This is a genomic window from Micrococcus sp. EYE_212 (assembly GCF_023147585.1).
GTDB lineage: Bacteria > Actinomycetota > Actinomycetes > Actinomycetales > Micrococcaceae > Micrococcus.
Genome location: NZ_JAHXOZ010000014.1, coordinates 39,069 through 57,829, shown reverse-complemented (window position 1 = coordinate 57,829; position 18,761 = coordinate 39,069). Strand labels below are relative to the sequence as shown.

The following is an 18,761-nucleotide window of genomic DNA, read 5'->3' as shown; positions in this document are numbered from 1 at the left end:
CGAGCCCAGGGCAAACGCCACAACCAGGCGCTGATTGCGCTGGCCCGGCGCCGCACCGACGTGCTTTACGCGATGCTCCGCGATGGCACCCTGTATCAAGATCCGACCGCCCCGCCAGCACCATCATCAGTCGCTCTCGCGGCTTGACGAAAACCATAGAGGCACCCCCCCGCGTTTCGCTAGGGAAATCGTCGCCTCCAGGCCAACCTGCTGGGATGGAGGCGACGATTTCCCTCACGAAAGTGACGGGGTCAGTGGAGGCCGAGCTCGTCCTTGCCGAAGGCGTACAGGTAGGGGACCCCGGCTTCCTCGGCCACGCGCTCGGCGGCACCGGTGGCGCGGTCCACGATCACGGCCACGGCCTGCACGTCACCGCCGGCGCGGCGCACGCCCTCCACCGCGGTGAGCGCGGAGCCGCCGGTGGTGGAGGTGTCCTCCAGCACGACGACGCGGCGCCCATCCACGCCCGGGCCCTCGACCTGGCGGCCCATGCCGTAGGACTTCTGCGCCTTGCGGACCACGAAGGCGTCGAGCGCGCGGCCCTGGGCCCCGGCGGCGTGCATCATCGCGGTGGCCACGGGGTCGGCGCCCATGGTGAGGCCGCCCATCGTCTCGTACTCGATCCCGGCGTCCTCGAGCAGGCGCAGCATCACGCGGCCGATCAGCGGGGCCGCCTCGTGGTGCAGCGTGACGCGGCGCAGGTCCACGTAGTAGTCCGCCTCCTTGCCGGAGGAGAGCGTCACCCGGCCGTGCACCACGGCGAGCTCGGTGATGAGCTCCTTGAGTCGCTCGCGATCCTGCTCGGGGGTGGGGTCGGCGGTCTGGGTCTGCGCGTCGGTCATGCGCCCAGCCTAATCGGGGCCGATCGCGCCCATCTCGGCCGACCGGCCCCGGCCGGGCACAGTTCTGCCAGGCAGCCCCCGTGGTTGCCTGGCAGAACTGTGCCCGGCCGCGGAAGGGGGCGCCGCCCCCTGCCGCTCCCGCGCCCCGCTGGCTACGCTCGGGGCCATGACGGACCAGGCGAACGACACGACCCACCAGCACCCCTCCGGCCTCCCCCTCTCCCACTGGCTCACGGTGACGGAGGCCCTGATCGCGGCCCAGGTGGCCCAGTCCCTCGAGGAGCACGGGCTCACCCGCGCGCAGTGGCAGGTCCTCAACGTCCTCTCCACCGCACCGCGGACCACCGCCGAGCTCACGGGTGGGTTCGAGGAGGAGCAGCGCGCCGCCGTCGCCGGCCAGCTCGAGGAGCTCGTGGAGTCCGGATGGGTGGTGTACGAGGGCGAGCTGTACTCCCTCACCCAGACCGGCCGGTCCGCGGGCGACCGGGTGGCGGCCGCCGTGACCGCCCTGCGCGAGCGCGCGACGGAGGGCCTGCCCGCCGAGCACTACGACGTCACCCTGCGCACGCTGCGGCAGGTGGCCCGCAACCTCGGCCACCCGGAGGCCTGAGCCGAGGCCTCCCCGGGGACGCCAGGGCCGGGACGCACCCGGGGACGCCGCCGTAGGGTGTCCCGCATGCGTGAACTCCAGCAGCAGATCATCGACGAGATGGGTGTGAAGCCCGAGATCGACCCGGCCGCCGAGGTCGAGGCCCGCGTGCAGTTCCTCGTGGACTACCTCGAGGCCACCGGCGCGTCCGGCTACGTGCTGGGCATCTCCGGCGGCGTGGACTCCACGGCCGCCGGCCGACTGGCCCAGCTCGCGGTGGAGCGCCGCCGCGCGCAGCTGGGCGTCGCGGACGCCGTCGTGGAGGGCCGCGCGCAGCCCGCCCTCGGGGCCCCGACCCGCGAGGCGCCCCAGTTCACCGGCGTGCGCCTGCCCCACAAGGTGCAGCACGACGAGGCCGACGCCCAGGCCGCCCTGGACTTCGTGGACGCCGACCGCGAGGTGACGATCAACATCGGCGACGCCACCGACGGCCTCGCGGCGGCCTTCGCCGCGGGCGTCGGCGAGGAGATCTCCGACTTCGACAAGGGCAACGTGAAGGCCCGGCTGCGCATGACCGCGCAGTACGCCGTGGCCGGCGCGCACGGGCAGCTGGTGATCGGCACGGACCAGGGCGCGGAGTCCACCACGGGCTTCTTCACCAAGTTCGGCGACGGCGGTGCGGACATCCTGCCGCTGTTCGGCCTCGACAAGCGCCAGGTGCGGGCCCTCGCGAAGGAGATGGGCGCCCCCGAGCACCTGTGGGACAAGGTCCCCACCGCGGACCTGCTGGACGGCAAACCGGGCCAGACGGACGAGACCGAGCTGGGCACGAGCTACGAGCACATCGACGACTACCTCGAGGGACGGGAGATCCCCGAGGAGGTCGCCGAGCGGCTCGAGGGCATCTGGCTGCGCTCCCGCCACAAGCGGACGACGCCGGTGACCATCCACGACGACTGGTGGCGCTGACCCCTTCGTTAGGCTGGCCGGGTGAAGATCGCGACCTGGAACGTCAACTCCCTCCGTGCCCGCGCCGACCGCGTCGAGGCCTTCCTCGAGCGCCAGGACATCGACGTCCTGGCGATCCAGGAGACCAAGTGCAAGGACGAGAACTTCCCGTGGGAGCTCTTCGAGCGTGCCGGCTACGAGGTGGCCCACAACGGGATCTCGCAGTGGAACGGCGTGGCCATCGCCTCCCGCGTGGGCCTCACGGACGTGCAGCGCGGCTTCCCCGGCCAGCCGCACTTCGGCAAGGGCGGCGTGGACCCCCAGGAGGAGTCCCGCGCGATCGGCGCGACGGTGGGCACCGAGGCGCGCGACGGCGTCGCACCCGTCCGCCTGTGGAGCCTCTACGTGCCCAACGGGCGCGGCCTGCAGGACGAGCACATGCCCTACAAGCTGGAGTGGCTGCGGGTGCTGCGCGAGCACGCCGCCGAGCGCCTCGCCGCGGACCCCCAGACGCGCCTGGCCCTCACCGGCGACTGGAACATCGCCCCGCAGGACGAGGACGTGTGGGACATCGACCTGTTCGTGGACGAGGGCTACACGCACGTCTCCCCGCCCGAGCGCGCCGCGTTCCACGCGTTCGAGGAGGCCGGCCTCCAGGACGTGGTGCGTCCGCGCCACCCCGGCCCCGGGGTGTACACCTACTGGGACTACACGGGCCTGGCCTTCCCCAAGAAGAAGGGCATGCGCATCGACTTCCAGCTGTGCTCCCCCGCGCTCGCCGAGACGGTCACGGACGCCTTCATCGACCGTGAGGAGCGCAAGGGCAAGGGCGCCTCGGACCACGCGCCCGTCGTCGTCGAGCTGGGCTGAGCCGCCGGCATGCCGCACCGTGGCACCGCGCACCTGCGCGTCTTCCAGCCGCTCACCGCGTACCCGGACGCGGTGCAGGCACGGCTGATCGCCGGGACGCACCGCTCCCGCGTCGAGGTCGAGGCCGAGGCGGACGAGCGGGCGCGGCAGCGCCTGGTGCGCCGCGCCGCGGACCCGTTCCCCGAGCCCGGCGAGGACGAGCTCGTGCGCGTGGTGACGGACTCCCACGGCTCCGCGTTCTACTGCCCGGACGAGCTCGGACTGCGCGCCGAGATGGCGGCCGCCCTGCTCGAGGGCGCCATGACGCCGTCCGCGTTCGAGGCCGCGATCCCGACGGCGGCCCGCGCCATGAACCGCGGCCGCGCGCTCGTGCAGCTCGAGGACGAGTGGGGGCTCTCCCCGGACCCGGACGAGCCGCACGGCGAGGGCGGCCACCACCGCGTGCAGACGCGCACCGCCACGTGGGGCGTGCCGCACGGCTGGCTCGCGGCGTTCGACCCGGAGGAGCCCGTGCAGCGGCTCGTGGACGGGGAGACGGTGGCCTGCCGGCGGGCGCGCGTGACGGTCGCCCGGGAGCGCTGCGCGCACGCGGCCGCGGTGCTCGCCCGGCACGCCCCGGAGTCCGAGCTCCTCGGCGAGCTGACGGTGATGGGCGAGTGGCTGGGCTCCTTCCACCCGGACTCCGTGCTCGAGCTGGACTACGGAGCGCTCACGCCGCACGTCTGGCCGGACGACTCCGTGTACGACCTCTGGACGCTGCTCGACGCGCTCGAGGAGGGCGACGCCGCGACCGGCGGCGTGGCCCAGGAGCGGCTCAACCGGCGTTGGGCGGCCGTCGGGATGCTGGCCCGGGCGAACTGAGCACTCAGGGCCTTGGAACGAGGTGTCATGAATTGTTGGTATCCGGGCCGGATACCAACAATTCGTGACACCTCGACGGCGTGAGGGGGCGGGCGTGGGTGTCGCGGCGGGCAGCTCAGCCCCGCGGCATGCGGGAGAGGAACGGCGCGGGGTCCAGCGGCGGGCGGTGCGAGGAGGCGAGCTTCGCCGTGAAGGCCGGGTCGACGTCCCCCACGTACAGCCAGCCCAGGAGCAGCTCGTCCTCGCCCAGGCCGTGCGCCGCGCGCACCTCGCCGGCGTTCGTGTGCGGACCGGAGCGCCACATCACGCCCCACCCGGCCTGCCACAGCGCGAGCTCGAGCAGGTGCGCGGCGCCCGCGGCCGTGGCGTCCTGCTCCCACGGCGGCACCGCCGGGTGCTCCGTCCGGCTCGCGACGACGGCGATCAGCAGCTCCGCCCGGAACGGCTTGGGGTTCACCTCGCCCGTCGCGCGGGTGACGCCCGCGGCGGCGTCGAGGGCGTCGGCGAGCACGCGCCGGTCCTCCCCGCGCAGCAGGATCAGGCGCCAGGGCCGCAGCGCCTTGTGGTCCGCCACCGGGGTGACGGCGGCCAGCAGGCGGGCGACCTCCTCGTCGGACGGGGTCTGCGGGCCCACCTTGGAGACGGACCGGCGCGAGGCCATGGCCTGCAGGACGGGGTCGTCGAAGAGCTTCATCCGCCCATTGTGGCCGCTAGCGTGGACGCAGTGAGCACCACGGAGAAGATCTACTCATGCCTGGTCACCCGCAGCCCCGAGGCCGAGGCGAGGCTCCCGGAGCAGGTCCGCCGCGACGTCCCGGCCAACGGCCTGCGCCTCGTGGGCGCGAACACCCTGCAGTCCTCGGGCGACCAGATCGTCAACGCCTCCACCGTCCTGCCGTGGCTGTTCGCGGCGCTCGGCGTCCCGCCCGCGCTCACGGGCCTGCTCAAGCCGATCCGCGAGTCCCTCTCCATGCTCCCGCAGGCGTTCCTCACCCCGCTCGTGCTGCGCGCGCGGCGGCGCAAGCGCGTCTTCGCCCTCGGCGCGCTCGTGCAGGCGGGATCCGTCGCCGCGATGGCCGCCACCGCCGCACTCGGGACGGGGCTGGCGGCCGGCGTGCTGATCCTGGCGGCCCTGGCCGTCTTCTCCCTGGGGCGCTGCCTGTGCTCGATCTCCTCCAAGGACGTGCAGGGCCGCGTGGTGCCCCCGGGCGAGCGCGGGCAGATCACCGGGCTGGCGACGACGGCGTCCGGGCTGGTGGCGATCACCCTCGGGCTGGGCATCCGCGGGCTCGGCGGAGGCTCCCTCGACGCCGGGGCCCTCGCGGGGCTCCTGACGGTCGGGGCGGCGCTGTGGGTCGCAGTCGCCGGGGTCTCCCTGACCCTGCGCGAGCCCGCCGGGGACCCCGAGGAGGGTGGCAAGGAGGCCGACGACGACGGGGATGACGGACCCCTCGCCCGCCGCTCCTGGGCCCTGCTGCGCGAGGACCGGGACTTCCGCCACTTCGTCACCGTGCGCTCCCTGCTGCTGGTCTCCTCGCTGAGCCCGCCGTTCATCGTGATGCTGGCCCTCGACGCCGGCACGGACGCGCTCGCCGGCCTCGGCGGCTTCGTGATCGCCTCGGGGGTGGCCTCGCTGGTCGGCGGCCGCATCTTCGGCCGGTTCGCGGACCGCTCCAGCCGGCTGCTCATGGCGGTGACGGCGGCGATCGCGTCGGCGGTGATCGTCGTCGTCGTGGTGCTGGCGGCCCTGCCGGCGTTCCGGGGCGGGAGCGGGGCGGGCGGCGTGCTGCTGGTGAGCGCCTACTTCCTGCTCACGCTCGCGCACACGGGCGTGCGCGTCGGCCGCAAGACGTACCTCATGGACATGGCCTCCGGGGACACGCGCACCGTCTACACGGCGGTGTCCAACACCGCGATGGGCGTGATCCTGCTGGTGGTGGGGGCGGTCAGCGCCGCCCTGGCCGCCGCGAGCGCGACGTGGGCGCTCCTCCTCCTCGCCGCGCTCGGGGCCGCGGGCGTCGTCGCGGGCCTGCGCCTGCCGGAGGTCTCGAGGGGCTGAGACCGACCCGCCGACCGCCGCCGGCTCTAGGCTGGAGCCCATGACCACGCCATCCCCCGCCATGCGCCTGACCACCCCGCCGTCGGAAGCCCGCAACCGCCCGACCACGCCGTGGTGGGTGGACGCCGTGATCTACCAGGTGTACCCGCGCAGCTTCGCGGACGGCAACGGCGACGGCATGGGCGACCTGCCCGGCGTCACCGCGCGCATGGACTACCTGCAGACCCTGGGCGTGGACGCGATCTGGCTCTCGCCCTTCTACCTCTCCCCGCAGCACGACGCCGGCTACGACGTGGCGGACTACCGCGCCGTCGACCCGCGGTTCGGCACGCTCGAGGACGCGGATGCGATGATCGACGCCGCCCACGCGGCGGGGATCCGCGTGATCGTGGACCTCGTGCCCAATCACACCTCCTCCGAGCACGCGTGGTTCCAGGCGGCGCTGGCGACCTCGCCCGGCTCCCCCGAGCGAGCCCGCTACCACTTCGCCGAGGGCCGCGGCGAGCACGGGGAGCTGCCGCCCAGCAACTGGCTCTCCACCTTCGGCGGCGGCGCGTGGTCCCGCGTGACCGAGGCGGACGGGACGCCGGGCCAGTGGTACCTGCACCTCTTCGACACCACGCAGCCGGACCTGAACTGGGAGAACCCGGAGGTCCGCGAGGAGTTCGAGGGCATCCTGCGGTTCTGGCTGGACCGCGGCGTGGACGGCTTCCGCGTGGACGTGGCGCACGGGCTCATCAAGAAGCCCGGCTACCCCGACTCCGAGCACACCCGCATGGGCATGGTGGTGGACGCCGGCGAGGACGACGACCCCACGTTCGACCCGGACACCTTCGAGCCCCTCATGCCGTTCATCGACCAGGACCGCGTGCACGAGGTGTACCGGCAGTGGCGCCGGGTGCTGGACTCCTACGACCACGAGCCCATGATGGTGGCCGAGGCCTGGGTGGCCCCGCTCTCCCGCACGTTCCGCTACGTGCGCCCGGGGGAGATGCACCAGGCCTTCAACTTCACCTACCTCGTGGCCGGCTGGGACGCGGAGTCCCTGTCCTCCGCGATCGAGCGCTCCTTCACGGCGGCCGAGCGGGTGGGGGCGCCCAACACGTGGGTGCTCTCCAACCACGACACCGTGCGGCACACCTCCCGCTACGGCCTCACGGATCCGAGCTCCTACCCCGCCGGGATCACCGCCGACGACGAGCAGCCGGACGAGGAGCTGGGCCGCCGTCGCGCCCGAGCCGCCGCCCTGATCGAGCTGGGCCTGCCCGGCTCGGCGTACATCTACCAGGGCGACGAGCTCGGCCTGCCCGAGCACACCACGCTCGCGGCCGAGCACCGCCAGGACCCGTACTTCTTCCGCACGGACGGGGAGGAGCCCGGCCGGGACGGCTGCCGCATCCCGCTGCCCTGGGAGGCGGACGCCCCCGCGTACGGCTTCTCGGCCACCGCCGATGACGACGGCGCGTCCACCGCGCCCGTCTCCCCCTGGCTGCCCCAGCCGGAGTCCTTCCGGGCGCTGGCCGCGGACCGCCAGGTCGGCGTCGAGGGGTCCGTGTTCGAGCTGTACCGCCGGCTGCTGGAGATCCGCGGCGAGCTGGACCTGGGCACCGGCACGTTCGCGTGGTCCGAGCACCACGACCCGGAGCGCGGCGTGCTCGCGTTCACCGTGACCAACGGCGGGGGCCACCACCTCGGCTCGGGCGAGCCGATCCCGGCCCGGACCGTGCTCGTGATCGCCAACCTCGGCGCCGAGCCCCTGGACCTGCCCGCCGGCCACGCGAAGGCCCTGTCCTCCCTCGAGGACCCGGACGCACTCGCCGACGGCCGCCTGGCCCCCGACTCGGCGGCCTGGCTGCTGCAGGCCTGACCAGCGCAGATCCGAGGGTTGCCGGGGAGTGGCAGACATTTGCCACTCCACTGTGGAGTGAGTCACCATGGCATGTCATCTCATTCACACCCTGAGCGGAGACCCTTCTCGTGAACGCAACCCCCTCCGGCGCGCATGCCGCAGGCGCCGCCCCGGCCGACGGCGGTGAGAGCCAGCTGCACCGCGGGCTGAGCCAGCGCCACATCATGTTCATCGCCCTCGGCACGGCGATCGGCACCGGGCTGTTCTACGGCTCGGCCGGCGGCATCCAGACCGCGGGCCCCGGCGTCATCCTGGCCTTCCTCATCGCGGGCTCCGCCGTGTACCTCGTGATGCGCGCTCTCGGCGAGATGACGCTGCGGGAGCCGGTCTCCGGCTCGTTCGCGGCGTACGCCTCCCGCTACCTCGGCCCCTTCGCGGGCTACCTGACCGGCTGGACCTTCGTGTTCGAGCTGGCCGTCGTGATCGTGGCGGACACCGCCGCCATCACCACGTACATGGCGTTCTGGTTCCCGGACGTGCCCGGCTGGGCGTGGGTCGCGGCCACCATCCTCGTGATCGGACTGGTCAACCTCACCCACGTCGGCAGCTTCGGCGAGACCGAGTTCTGGCTGACGCTCATCAAGGTCGGCGCCATCGTGGCGATGATCTTCGGCGGCCTCATCCTCATGTTCACGGGCGCCTCCTTCACGGACGGCACCCCGGCGGGCCTGAACAACCTCGTGGACCACGGCGGCTTCCTGCCGATGGGCTTCGGCGGCGTCCTGCTGGCGCTGACGATCGTGACCTTCTCCTTCGGCGGCATCGAGACCCTCGGCGTGGCCGCGGGCGAGGCGAAGAACCCGGAGAAGGTGCTGCCGAAGGCCATCAACACCGTGCCCGTCCGCATCCTGCTCTTCTACGTGCTGACCATGGTGGTCATCATGTCCCTCATGCCGTGGACCGCCGTGGACGGCAAGACCAGCCCGTTCGTGCAGATCTTCGAGGGGCTCGGCGTGCCGTTCGCCCCGCATCTGCTGAACTTCGTGGTCCTGACCGCCGCGATCTCCGCCATCAACGCGTGCATCTACGCCGCGGGCCGCCTGCTCTACGCGATGGCGCACGACGGCCAGGCGCCGCGGGCCTTCACCCGCGTCAACCGCGGCGGCGTGCCGTGGCTGAGCATCGTGGTGATGCTCGGGGTCATGGTGCTGGGCGCGATCCTCATCACCGTGAACCCGGACGCGTTCGTCCTCGTGGCCGGCGTCGCCTCCTTCGCCGTGGTCTTCACGTGGGCCATGATCTTCCTCTCGCACCGCGCCATGCAGGCCCGCGTGAAGGAGCAGGGCGCGGCCCCCTCGGTGTACCCGATGCCGCTCGGCGCCCTCGGCACATGGCTCGGCCTGGCCTTCGTGGCCACGGTGGTCATCACCATGGCCACCGTCCCGGAGTCCCGCCAGGCCCTGCTGATCGGCCTCGTGTGGGTCGCGTGCCTCACCGCCGCATGGTTCCTCACCGGCGTCCGCACGTCCGCCGCCGTGCACGACCGCACGGGCACCCTGCCGGTGGTCCGCCAGCACGACTGACCGCCGCGCGGAGCGGCACAGACACAGGCGAGCCCTGCGCCGCCGTCCTCATTCCTTCCGGATGAGGGCGACGACGCAGGGCTCGTCTGCGTGCGGGGTCGGGTCTGCCGCGGGGTCAGCCCGCGGCGGTCGAGCCGCCGGGGGCGTCCGCCGAGGGTCCCCGCGACGGCGCCACCGGCGTGCTGCCGGCCGGCGTGCCGTCGGCGAGTCGGATCTCGTGGTCCGCACCCGGCGAGGCCACCTGCGCGATCCTGTGCTGGCGGTCGCGGCTCAGCGAGGCCCACCACTGCGAGGCGGCCACGGGGCCGCCGTCGACGACGTCCGGATCGTCCGTCTCGAGGCCGAGACGGTCCTTGATGGAGGCCAGCATGGCCGCGCGGCGCACAGCCTCCACGCGGGCCACGGAGTAGCTGAGGATGCGGAACGTGGACAGGCACATCACGAGCATCATGATGCTGAACGGCAGGCCGATCGTGATGGCGAGCGTCTGGATGGCGCTCAGGCCGCCGGCCATGAGCAGCGCGGCCGCCATGAACGCGGTGGCGATCGCGAAGAAGATCCGGATCATCACCTTGGGGTTCACGTCGCCGCCCGTGGCGAGCATGCCCATCACGAGCGAGCCGGAGTCCGAGGAGGTCACGAAGAACACGGCCGAGAGGAGGATGAAGCCGACCATCATGACGCTGCCGGCCGGCAGCTGCTCCACGACCTGGAACAGGGCGGTGTTCGCATCGATCGAGCCGTCGGCGCCGACCACGGACTCGTAGCCCGCGGGGCGGACGGTCTCCATGTAGATGGCGGTGCCGCCGAGGATGCCGAACCACAGGATCGAGATCAGGGTGGGCACGAGCATCACGCCGGCGATGAACTCACGCACGGTGCGCCCGCGGGAGATGCGGGCGATGAAGATGCCGACGAAGGGGGTCCAGGACATCCACCAGCCCCAGTAGTAGGCCGTCCAGCCGGCCTGCCACGCATCGCCCTCCGCGCCGAAGAACGCGGAGACGTTGAGGGAGTTGGCGAAGTAGTTCTGCAGGTACGCGCCGGTGGACTGCACCATCTCCTTGAAGAGGAAGGAGGTGGGTCCCACGATCAGCAGGAAGAGGAGCAGACCCGCGGCGAGGATGAGGTTGAAGTTGGAGAGCCACTTCATGCCGCGCTCCACTCCCGAGACCACCGTGTAGAGGACGACGCAGGTCACGAGGGCGATCATCACGTACTCGAGCCACGCGCTGTCCTCAGGGACGAACCCGAGGGCACGCAGCCCGGCGGCCATCTGGGTCACACCGAGGCCGAGCGAGGTGGCGACGCCGAACACGGTGCCCACGAGGGCCAGGGTGTCGATGAGGTGGCCCCATCCGCCGCGGGTGCGCTTCTCGCCGAGGATCGACTCGAAGGCCCAGCGCAGGGAGAGGGGACGGCCGCGGCGGTGGATGGCAAGGCCCACGGCCACGCCCACGACGGCGTAGATCGCCCAGGGCTGCAGGCCCCAGTGCAGGAACGTGGTCGCCAGGGCGTTCTGCGAGGCCTGGCCCTGGGTGGGGTTGGTCGCCGCGATGTCCGGACGCGGCGAGACGAAGTGCATGAGCGGCTCGGTCATGCCGTAGAACACGAGGCCGATGCCCATGCCGGCGGCGAAGAGCAGGGAGAACCAGGACAGGGTGGAGAACTCGGGCTTCTCGTCCGGCTTGCCCATCGTGATGGCGCCCTTGCGGGAGAACGCGAGGTAGACGCAGAAGAGGACGAAGAACAGCGCGACGGCGGCGTACCACCACGAGAAGTTCGTGATGATGGCGCCCTGGACGGCCGAGATGGCGGTGGTCATCTGGTCCGGGAAGAACAGCGTGGCGAGCACGAATCCCAGGACGATGACAGCGGTGGGCCAGAAGACACCCGGCACGAGGGCGCGCCCCGCGCTGGTGGAGGCGTCGGCGGCGGTGGTGGGAACGGGGTCGTCGGATCGGGAGGCGGTGGGGGCGGACACGCCCGGCGGCGTGCCCCTGGTCGCGGGCGGAGTGTCGTCGATCATGCCGTCCACCCTACGGGGGAGCCGGCGGCTGGGCGCGGAGAGGGACGGAGGATCGTGCCCGCTCTCACGGCAGCTCGTGACGGCGCACACACGACGGCGGGCCTCGCCCCTGGGCTCGAGCGGGCGCCGACCCTACGCTGGAGGGGAGGGAGTCCCGGAGCACCCGGGCCCCCTCGATCCGGCTCCGCACCGGGACCGGGGATCCCCTCACAGGAGGTCAGCCCATGAAGGCCATCGTCTACCACGGTCCCGGCAAGCGCGTGTGGGAAGAGGTCCCGGACGCCACGATCATCGACCCGACGGACGCCGTCGTGAAGGTGGAGACCACCACCATCTGCGGCACCGACTGCACATCCTCAAGGGCGACGTCCCCGCCGTCACGGACGGACGCATCCTCGGCCACGAGGGCGTCGGCGTCGTGACCGAGGCGGGCGCGGAGGTGAAGGACGTCAAGGTCGGCGACCGCGTCATCATCTCCTGCGTCTCCACGTGCATGGACTGCTCGTACTGCCGCGAGGGCCTGACCTCCCACTGCCAGGCCATGGGCGGCATCGGCTGGGTCTTCGGTCACCTGATCGACGGCACGCAGGCCGAGCTGGTCCGCGTCCCGTTCGCAGACAACGGCCTCATCCCGCTGCCCGAGGGCGTCACCGCCGAGGAGGGCGTCATGCTCTCGGACATCCTGCCCACCGGCTACGAGATCGGCGTGCTGGCCGGCCAGGTGGCCGAGGGCGACAGCGTGCTCGTGGTGGGCGCCGGCCCCGTCGGCCTGTCCGCCATCATGACGGCGGCCGCGAAGGGCGCCTCGACGGTCATCGCCGTGGACGGCAACGAGTTCCGCCTCGAGTCCGCGCGGAAGTTCGGCGCCACGCACACCTTCACCCCCGGGGAGGACACCACGGCGAAGGTCAAGGAGCTCACCGCGGACGGTCTCGGCGTGGACGTGGCCATGGAGGCCGTGGGCATCCCCGCGACGTTCTCCGCGTGCCTCGACGCGATCCGCCCGGGCGGCCACGTGGCCAACCTCGGCGTGCACGGCAAGCCGGTGGAGTTCCCCATCGACCGCGAGTGGATCAACAACATCACCATCACCACGGGCCTCGTGAACGCCACCACGGCCCCCGAGCTGCTGGGCCGCATCCAGGACGGCTCCATCAAGCCGGAGGAGTTCGTGACCCACCGCTTCACGTTCGACCAGTGGGACGAGGCCTATGAGACGTTCGCCCACGCGGCGGACGAGAAGGCGCTCAAGGTCATCGTCACCGCCCCGTGACGGGCACCGCCCTCAGACCCCCGAGAGAAGGAGAGCACCATGACCACGGATCCGAACGAGATCGAGCTGGAGGCCGACCTCCTGGCCGATCCCAACGCCGCCGGCGACCCCGACCCGCTGGACGGCCGCGACGGTCAGCCGGCCCCGGGCAGCTCGGACGACCCGCAGGACTGGCCCCTGGACGGCCGCACGCCGGACGACCTCCGCGGCGCCGAGTCCGAGGCGATGCACGTCCTGGACCCGGCCGAGGAGGCCGAGGACCTCTCCTGAGGCCCGTTCAGCCGGTGGAGGCCCCCGCCACGGCGGGGGCCTCCGTCATGCCTCGGCCCTCTCGGATGCCGGCGTGGTGCTGATGGGCGAACGCCTGGATGGCGGTCTGCTCGACGCAGAAGGCCCCCCGCTGCTGCGGGGGGCCTTCTCCACGTGGTGGCTCCGACCGGCGTCGATCCGGTGACCTTACGATTTTCAGTCGTACGCTCTACCAACTGAGCTACAGAGCCCGGCGGGGGTTCCACCGCCTGGACCATGTGTCACCGGACTCCGTTGCCGAATACCGGTGATCGGATGATCCGAGCGACCCTGACGAGACTTGAACTCGCGACCTCCGCCGTGACAGGGCGGCGCGCTAACCAACTGCGCTACAGGGCCTTGCTGTGCTGCTTTCCTTCTCTGCAACGAGTTGAAACTCTATCAGAGCCTCGCGTCGCCGCGCAAATCGGGTGGAGCGTGAGCCTGAGCACACGCCGCGTGGCCGATCCTGCGTACCCCCAACGGGATTCGAACCCGTGTCGCCGCCGTGAAAGGGCGGTGTCCTAGGCCACTAGACGATGGGGGCAGGTCCGGGTCGAGATTCCCGAGGTGGACCCACGAAGTCTAGAGTGGCCCCACACCGCCCGGCAAATTCCTCCCAGGAGCCTCCGTGACCGAGCAGGACCCCGCTGACTGGATGTCCGAGGACGAGTTCGACGCCGCCGTGTCCGCCGCGCTCACCCGTGTCCCGGACGAGCTGGCGCGCCTGCTGACCAACGTCGTCGTGGTGGTGGAGGAGGAGTACGAGCCCCAGCACTGGGAGGACCCGGACACCGAGCTCTTCGGCCTCTACGAGGGCGTGCCCCTCGGGGAGCGGGCTGAGGTGCCGTGGCAGATGCCGGACCGGATCGTGGTGTTCCGCGGCCCCCTCATGCGGCACTGCCGGGACCGCGCCGAGCTCGAGGAGCAGATCACCGTGACGGTGCTCCACGAGGTGGGGCACTTCTTCGGGATCAGCGAGGAGCGGCTCCACGAGCTCGGCTGGGGCTGAGCGGGGACCGGCGGCTCAGGCCTGCGGCTGCTCCCGCACCGGGCCGTGGTCCGCGCGGCGGCTCAGCCGGACGTCCTCCCGGAACGGGACCACCATGACCGGTCCGCGCGCGTGGTGGGCCACGCCCTGGCTCGTGGAGCCGAGGAGGGAGCCGGCGAACCCGCCGAGACCGCGCGTGCCGAGCACCGTCAGGCGCGCCGTGCCGGTCTGCTCCACCATGACGTCCACGGGGCTGCCGTCCACGAGCTCGCCCGTGACCTCGAGGCCCGGGTACTCGGAGGAGAGCCAGCGGGCGCCGGCGTCCACGAGCTCCTGCATGTCCTTGGCCCGTGCCTCCTCGTCCAGGCTCACGGCGAGCCACGCGGCGTTGGCGCTCACGGGCGGCACGGCGACCACGAGGTTCAGGGGCGCGCCGCGCAGGCGGGCCTCCTCGGCAGCCACGAGGGCGGCGGCGCGGCCCTGCTCGGAGCCGTCCACGCCCACGACGACGGGCACCCCCGCCGCGGCGCGGGAGGCCTCCACCCCGGCGGGGATGATGGCCACGGGGCAGTGCGCGTGGCCCGGCAGCGCCGAGGACACGGAGCCCAGCAGGCGGCCGAGGAAGCCCCCGCGGCCGCGGCTGCCCGAGACGAGCAGGGACGCCTGCTCCGAGAGGTCCACCAGCACCCCGGCGGCGTCCCCGACCTCGACCCGCAGGGTGGGCTGCACGCCGTCGGCGTCCAGCTGGCCCGCCACGTCCCGCAGGAGGGCTTCGACGCCCTCGCGCAGGCGGTCGTCGTCGGGGTAGGCCGCACCCGCCTCCGCCCCGTACCCCCAGAAGGTGGGCATGGTGTAGGCCGTGACGAGGGTCAGGGGCTCGCCGCGCAGGGACGCCTCGCGCTGGGCCCAGCGGGCGGCGGAGACGGACTGCTCCGAGCCGTCCACGCCCACCAGGACGCCGAGCGGGGCGGCACCCGTGCCGGGATCGGTGTGCTGGGATGCGGTGGGCATGCGAACCTCCTGGAGTCGCTCCCCGACCCCCGGACGGGGCCGGTTCGATGCCACCAGTCTAGTCCTCGGGGGTCGCCCGGAGCGGGGTCCGGCCGGCGGGGAGCCCGGCGGTGAAGGCCCGCGGATCCTCGGCGAGGCGCGCTGGGAAGGCGTCCATCCGGAGGTCCCGGGCGAGGCCGTCCCGGGGGTCGGCGCCGGCATGGGCGGCCGCGGCGGGGCGGGCGATCGGGGCGTCCGAGGCCGCCACGATCACGTTGCCGCGCCGGCGTCCCTTGAGCATGGGCGGGTCCGCGATCACCTCGAGGTGGTCGAAGGCCCCGACGACGGCGGCCACCTCTGCGCGCACGGCGGCCAGGTCCGGGCCTCCGCCCACGTTGAGCACGTACAGCCCGCCCGGGGCGAGCACGCGCGCGGCGGACTCCGCGGACGCGGCGCCGGTGAGATTCGGCGGCGTGACGTGGCGGGCGCCCGTGGGGTCGTCCGGGTCCGGGGCGAAGACGTCGCGGATGAGGAGGTCGCGGGAGGCCGGGTGGGCCTCGGCGAGGACGTCGGCGGCGTCGGCCACGCGGATCTTCAGCGCGGGGGCACGCGGCAGGCCGAAGTGCTCGCGGGCGAGGGCGGCGAGGCCGGCGTCGATCTCCACCGCGGTCTGGTGCGAGCCGGGGAAGGCGTGGTCCACCCAGCGGGCGAGCGCGCAGCCGGCGCCGCCGAGGTGCAGGGCGCGCAGCGGGACGGGATCGGGCCAGTGCGCCTCGACGGCCGCGGCCGCCCAGCGCATGTACTCGAAGCCCATCCGCTCCGGATGCTCGGGGTCCAGCGGCGAGGACTCCACCCCGTTGACGAGCAGGGTGAACGCACCCGGCGTGAAGGGGTCCTCGACGATCTCGGCCGTCCCCGAGGAGATCGCGTGGACGCCCGGGACGATGTCGGCGTCGACGGCGGCCGTGGCGGGTCCGCGGCGTCGCGGCGCCTGCCCTCGCCTAGCCACGGCGCACCATCAGCTGCTCGTGCAGCCCGGCCCACGCGCCCTCCATGGGCTGGGGGGCGCCGTCCTCCACGAAGCCGTGCTTGCGGTAGAACGCGATCGCGCGGGGGTTCTCCGCCAGGACGCGCAGGACGGCCGGGCCGTCACCGGCAGCGGCGCGCATCAGGCGCGCGCCCACACCGGTGCCGTACGTCTCGGCGAGGATGTAGAGGACCATGAGCTCCCGTCCAGGCATGCTCGGGCTCGCGGGGCCGTCGTCGGAGGCGTGCGAGGCGTCGGAGGCGTGCGAGGCCTCCGGTTCCCCGCACGCCGGACGCTCGATGCGCGACGGCCCGGCGAGGGCGACGCCCACGAGCCGGCCGCCGTCGGCCTCGGCGACCCACAGGTCCTTGTCGGATCCGATGAGCGCGGCCCAGGCGGGGACGTCCTCGGGCACGCGCGCGTCCACGCGGTCGAACACCTCGGCGGCCAGGAGCGAGCCGTACGCCTCGCGCCAGGACCGCGCCTTGACGCGCAGGAGCGCCTCGACGTCCTCGGGGCGGGCGGGGCGGATCACGGCGGCCACGGCGGGCCTCCTCTCGGGGTCGTCGGTTCCCGCTTCGTCCACGAGAGCGGTGGGGGGAGGGGGGGGAACGCCCGTCTCGTCCATGGAACCGGGGGTCAGCGGCCGTCGTCGTCCGCGGTGGCGCGGGCCGAGGCCGCGGTGCCGAGCCCGAGGTCGCCCGCGGCCGCAGCTCGCGGCCCGCCCTGCTCGGCGAGGGCGGCCTCGAGGCGCTCGAGCTTGCCGTCCAGCTCGCCGACGTGGCCCGGGCGGATGTCCGCCTTGAGCACCAGCGAGACGCGGGAGCCGTACGGCTCGACCGCCTCGACCGCGGCCTTCACCACGGCCATGACCTCGTCCCACTCCCCCTCGACCTCGGTGAACATCGAGGAGGTGCGGTGCGGCAGCCCGGAGGCCCGCACCACGGCGACGGCGGCCGCGACGGCGCGGTGCACGGAGGCGGTGTCCCCCTCACCGGGGACGTGGGCGGCGTCGGCGGGCTGGCCGGAGGGGGCGACGGAGAAGGCGACGATCATGGCACCAGTGTGCCGTGCCGTCGCCCTCTCGGGCACCGGCCCGCCGGGTCAGCCGAACAGCGGCTGCAGCGCCTTGACCAGCTCGTTGACGCCGATCGCCACGAACACCAGCGCCGTCAGGCCGAGCAGCGCGTTGCGCAGCCACCCGTTGCGGAACTGCGGGGGCACGTGACGCGCGTTGTTGAGGAACAGCAGCGTGATGGCCAGGAAGGGCATGAAGAGGGCGCCGAGCGTGCCGTAGAGCAGGATCAGGAAGATCGGGCGGTCCAGGAACAGCAGGGACATGGGCAGGATGGTCAGCCACAGCAGGAAGAAGCGGCCGGGCTTCGAGGCGAGCGACGGCGCGTCGTCCTGGTCGATCTCGGCCGCGGGGCGGCGGAAGTTGGTCCAGAAGTCCGCGAACATCAGCGACACGCCGTGCCACACGCCCAGGAGCGAGGAGAAGGACGCCGCGAAGAAGCCCACGAGGAACACCACCGAGTACGTCTCGCCGTAGCGCTCGGCCAGGACGTTGCCCACGTCGAGCAGGCCCGCGTCGCCCTTGGAGATGGCCAGGCCGGCCGAGTGCAGCAGCTCGACGCCCATGATCATCGTGGCGATCACGAAGATGCCGGTGAGGATGTAGGAGGTGGCGTTGTCGAACTTCATGACCCGCATGTACCTGGGGACGTTCCAGCCCTTCTCGCGCAGCCAGTAGCCGTACGCGCCGAGGGTGATGGTGCCGCCCACGCCGCCGGCCAGGCCGAGCACGTAGAACATGGCGTCCGGGTCGTTGCCGGGCAGGCGCGGCACGAGGCCGGAGAGGATCTCGCCGAGGTTCGGGGCGGTCAGGGCGGCGGAGAGCAGCACGGTGACGAACATGATGCCGATCAGCACGGTCATGATCGTCTCGATGAGGCGGTACTTGTTCAGCCACACGAGGCCCAGGCCCACGAGCCCCGCCCCGATCGCGAAGACCTTGCTGTCCACGCCCGGGAAGAGCGCGGCGAGCGGCAGCGCGGTGGAGGACATCGCCGTCGCGCCGTAGACGAAGCCCCAGATGAGGATGTACAGGCCGAAGTACCAGGACGTCCACGAGCCGAGCGAGCGCCAGCCCTGGAAGATCGTCTTGCCGGTGGAGAGGTAGTAGCGGCCCACGCCCTCCACGAGCACGATCTTGAAGATCACGCCGAGGACCACGGCCCACAGCAGCATGTAGCCGTAGCGCGAGCCGGCGGTCAGGGTGGCCACGAGGTCGGCGGCGCCCACGCCCGTCGCGGCGGCCACGATGCCCGGGCCGAGGGAGTTCCACTTGGGGCGGATCGGCGTCTCGTTGAGCTCGGCCTCCGTGAAGCCGACCACCGCCGGGTTGTGCACGGGATGGCGGGGATCCGGGGCGTGCCCGGCGGCGGCGGTGGTGTGGGACATGGTGCCTCATCGGGGGTCGGCGCGCGGGAGGCGACGGCGACGGCCGCCCCGGGTGCACGGGCTTCGGTGCAGTGTGAGTGCGCTCACTATAGCGCGGAG

At 72.7% G+C, this 18,761-nt stretch carries 17 protein-coding genes, 3 tRNA genes and 2 pseudogenes; 11 read left to right on the top strand and 11 right to left on the bottom strand.

All coding sequences use genetic code 11. From position 1 onward, the window contains the following. A pseudogene (locus KZX60_RS09720) lies at positions 1-147 on the top strand (IS110 family transposase); the annotation flags it as partial. A 104-nt stretch (positions 148-251) separates the two neighbouring features. On the opposite strand, the gene pyrE reads toward KZX60_RS09720, so the two are convergent. Next, positions 252-842, bottom strand: a complete 591-nt coding sequence (gene pyrE / locus KZX60_RS09715) for an orotate phosphoribosyltransferase (protein ID WP_248117914.1) — start codon at positions 840-842, stop codon at positions 252-254. Positions 843-1,008: 166 nt separating this feature from the next. Here pyrE and KZX60_RS09710 point away from each other — a divergent pair, with 166 nt between their 5' ends. From KZX60_RS09710 to KZX60_RS09695, 4 genes are all read left to right on the top strand, one after another. Beyond that, positions 1,009-1,452: a MarR family winged helix-turn-helix transcriptional regulator gene (locus tag KZX60_RS09710; protein WP_248117912.1), complete on the top strand. Its 444-nt coding sequence runs from the start codon at positions 1,009-1,011 to the stop codon at positions 1,450-1,452. 66 nt (positions 1,453-1,518) lie between these two features. After that, entirely contained in the window at positions 1,519-2,400 is an 882-nt protein-coding gene (nadE, locus tag KZX60_RS09705; RefSeq protein WP_248117910.1) for an ammonia-dependent NAD(+) synthetase, read from the top strand. A 21-nt stretch (positions 2,401-2,421) separates the two neighbouring features. Next, complete coding sequence (locus KZX60_RS09700; protein WP_248117908.1) at positions 2,422-3,249, top strand: exodeoxyribonuclease III; 828 nt, start codon at positions 2,422-2,424, stop codon at positions 3,247-3,249. A gap of 9 nt (positions 3,250-3,258) precedes the next feature. Then, positions 3,259-4,110, top strand: a complete 852-nt coding sequence (locus tag KZX60_RS09695) for a hypothetical protein (RefSeq protein ID WP_248117906.1) — start codon at positions 3,259-3,261, stop codon at positions 4,108-4,110. A gap of 115 nt (positions 4,111-4,225) precedes the next feature. Here KZX60_RS09695 and KZX60_RS09690 read toward each other — a convergent pair whose 3' ends face one another. Further along, positions 4,226-4,804 carry a nitroreductase family protein gene (locus tag KZX60_RS09690; protein ID WP_248117904.1) on the bottom strand — a complete coding sequence of 193 codons (579 nt, stop codon included), beginning with the start codon at positions 4,802-4,804 and terminating at the stop codon, positions 4,226-4,228. 30 nt (positions 4,805-4,834) lie between these two features. Here KZX60_RS09690 and KZX60_RS09685 point away from each other — a divergent pair, with 30 nt between their 5' ends. From KZX60_RS09685 to KZX60_RS09675, 3 genes are all read left to right on the top strand, one after another. Next, positions 4,835-6,169, top strand: a complete 1,335-nt coding sequence (locus KZX60_RS09685) for an MFS transporter (protein WP_248117902.1) — start codon at positions 4,835-4,837, stop codon at positions 6,167-6,169. 61 nt (positions 6,170-6,230) lie between these two features. Then, a complete protein-coding gene (locus tag KZX60_RS09680; RefSeq protein WP_248117918.1) occupies positions 6,231-8,036 on the top strand; it encodes a glycoside hydrolase family 13 protein in 1,806 nt (601 codons plus the stop codon). Positions 8,037-8,146: 110 nt separating this feature from the next. Then, positions 8,147-9,601 (top strand): amino acid permease, encoded by a 1,455-nt coding sequence (locus KZX60_RS09675; protein ID WP_248117900.1) that lies wholly within the window; start codon positions 8,147-8,149, stop codon positions 9,599-9,601. A gap of 115 nt (positions 9,602-9,716) precedes the next feature. On the opposite strand, the gene KZX60_RS09670 is transcribed toward KZX60_RS09675, so the two are convergent. Then, the gene (locus tag KZX60_RS09670) at positions 9,717-11,630 is read right to left on the bottom strand and encodes a BCCT family transporter (protein ID WP_248117897.1); all 1,914 of its coding nucleotides are present in this window, start codon (positions 11,628-11,630) and stop codon (positions 9,717-9,719) included. A gap of 224 nt (positions 11,631-11,854) precedes the next feature. On the opposite strand from KZX60_RS09670, the pseudogene KZX60_RS09665 reads away from it, so the two are divergent. Both KZX60_RS09665 and KZX60_RS09660 read left to right on the top strand, forming a co-directional pair. Then, positions 11,855-12,903 (top strand): annotated as a pseudogene (locus tag KZX60_RS09665) (alcohol dehydrogenase catalytic domain-containing protein). A gap of 39 nt (positions 12,904-12,942) precedes the next feature. Beyond that, the gene (locus KZX60_RS09660) at positions 12,943-13,173 is read left to right on the top strand and encodes a hypothetical protein (protein ID WP_248117894.1); all 231 of its coding nucleotides are present in this window, start codon (positions 12,943-12,945) and stop codon (positions 13,171-13,173) included. Between the two features lie 154 nt (positions 13,174-13,327). On the opposite strand, the gene KZX60_RS09655 is transcribed toward KZX60_RS09660, so the two are convergent. The 3 genes from KZX60_RS09655 to KZX60_RS09645 all read right to left on the bottom strand — a co-directional run bounded on the left by KZX60_RS09655 (position 13,328) and on the right by KZX60_RS09645 (position 13,738). Further along, a tRNA-Phe gene (locus KZX60_RS09655) sits at positions 13,328-13,403 on the bottom strand. A gap of 74 nt (positions 13,404-13,477) precedes the next feature. After that, a tRNA-Asp gene (locus tag KZX60_RS09650) sits at positions 13,478-13,551 on the bottom strand. Between the two features lie 114 nt (positions 13,552-13,665). Beyond that, a tRNA-Glu gene (locus KZX60_RS09645) sits at positions 13,666-13,738 on the bottom strand. 84 nt (positions 13,739-13,822) lie between these two features. On the opposite strand from KZX60_RS09645, the gene KZX60_RS09640 reads away from it, so the two are divergent. Continuing rightward, positions 13,823-14,203 carry a metallopeptidase family protein gene (locus tag KZX60_RS09640; RefSeq protein WP_248117892.1) on the top strand — a complete coding sequence of 127 codons (381 nt, stop codon included), beginning with the start codon at positions 13,823-13,825 and terminating at the stop codon, positions 14,201-14,203. A 15-nt stretch (positions 14,204-14,218) separates the two neighbouring features. Here KZX60_RS09640 and KZX60_RS09635 read toward each other — a convergent pair whose 3' ends face one another. From KZX60_RS09635 to KZX60_RS09615, 5 genes are all read right to left on the bottom strand, one after another. Beyond that, positions 14,219-15,193 (bottom strand): universal stress protein, encoded by a 975-nt coding sequence (locus KZX60_RS09635; RefSeq protein WP_248117889.1) that lies wholly within the window; start codon positions 15,191-15,193, stop codon positions 14,219-14,221. A gap of 58 nt (positions 15,194-15,251) precedes the next feature. Continuing rightward, positions 15,252-16,181: a fused MFS/spermidine synthase gene (locus KZX60_RS09630; RefSeq protein WP_248117887.1), complete on the bottom strand. Its 930-nt coding sequence runs from the start codon at positions 16,179-16,181 to the stop codon at positions 15,252-15,254. Next, complete coding sequence (locus KZX60_RS09625; RefSeq protein ID WP_248117885.1) at positions 16,174-16,743, bottom strand: GNAT family N-acetyltransferase; 570 nt, start codon at positions 16,741-16,743, stop codon at positions 16,174-16,176. The genes KZX60_RS09630 and KZX60_RS09625 overlap by 8 nt, the downstream gene beginning before the upstream one ends. Before the next feature lie 95 nt (positions 16,744-16,838). After that, positions 16,839-17,255, bottom strand: coding sequence for a thiamine-binding protein (locus KZX60_RS09620; protein ID WP_248117883.1), 417 nt, complete (start codon positions 17,253-17,255; stop codon positions 16,839-16,841). Between the two features lie 48 nt (positions 17,256-17,303). Next, positions 17,304-18,662: an Nramp family divalent metal transporter gene (locus KZX60_RS09615; RefSeq protein WP_248117881.1), complete on the bottom strand. Its 1,359-nt coding sequence runs from the start codon at positions 18,660-18,662 to the stop codon at positions 17,304-17,306. Between the last annotated feature and the right edge of the window lie 99 nt (positions 18,663-18,761).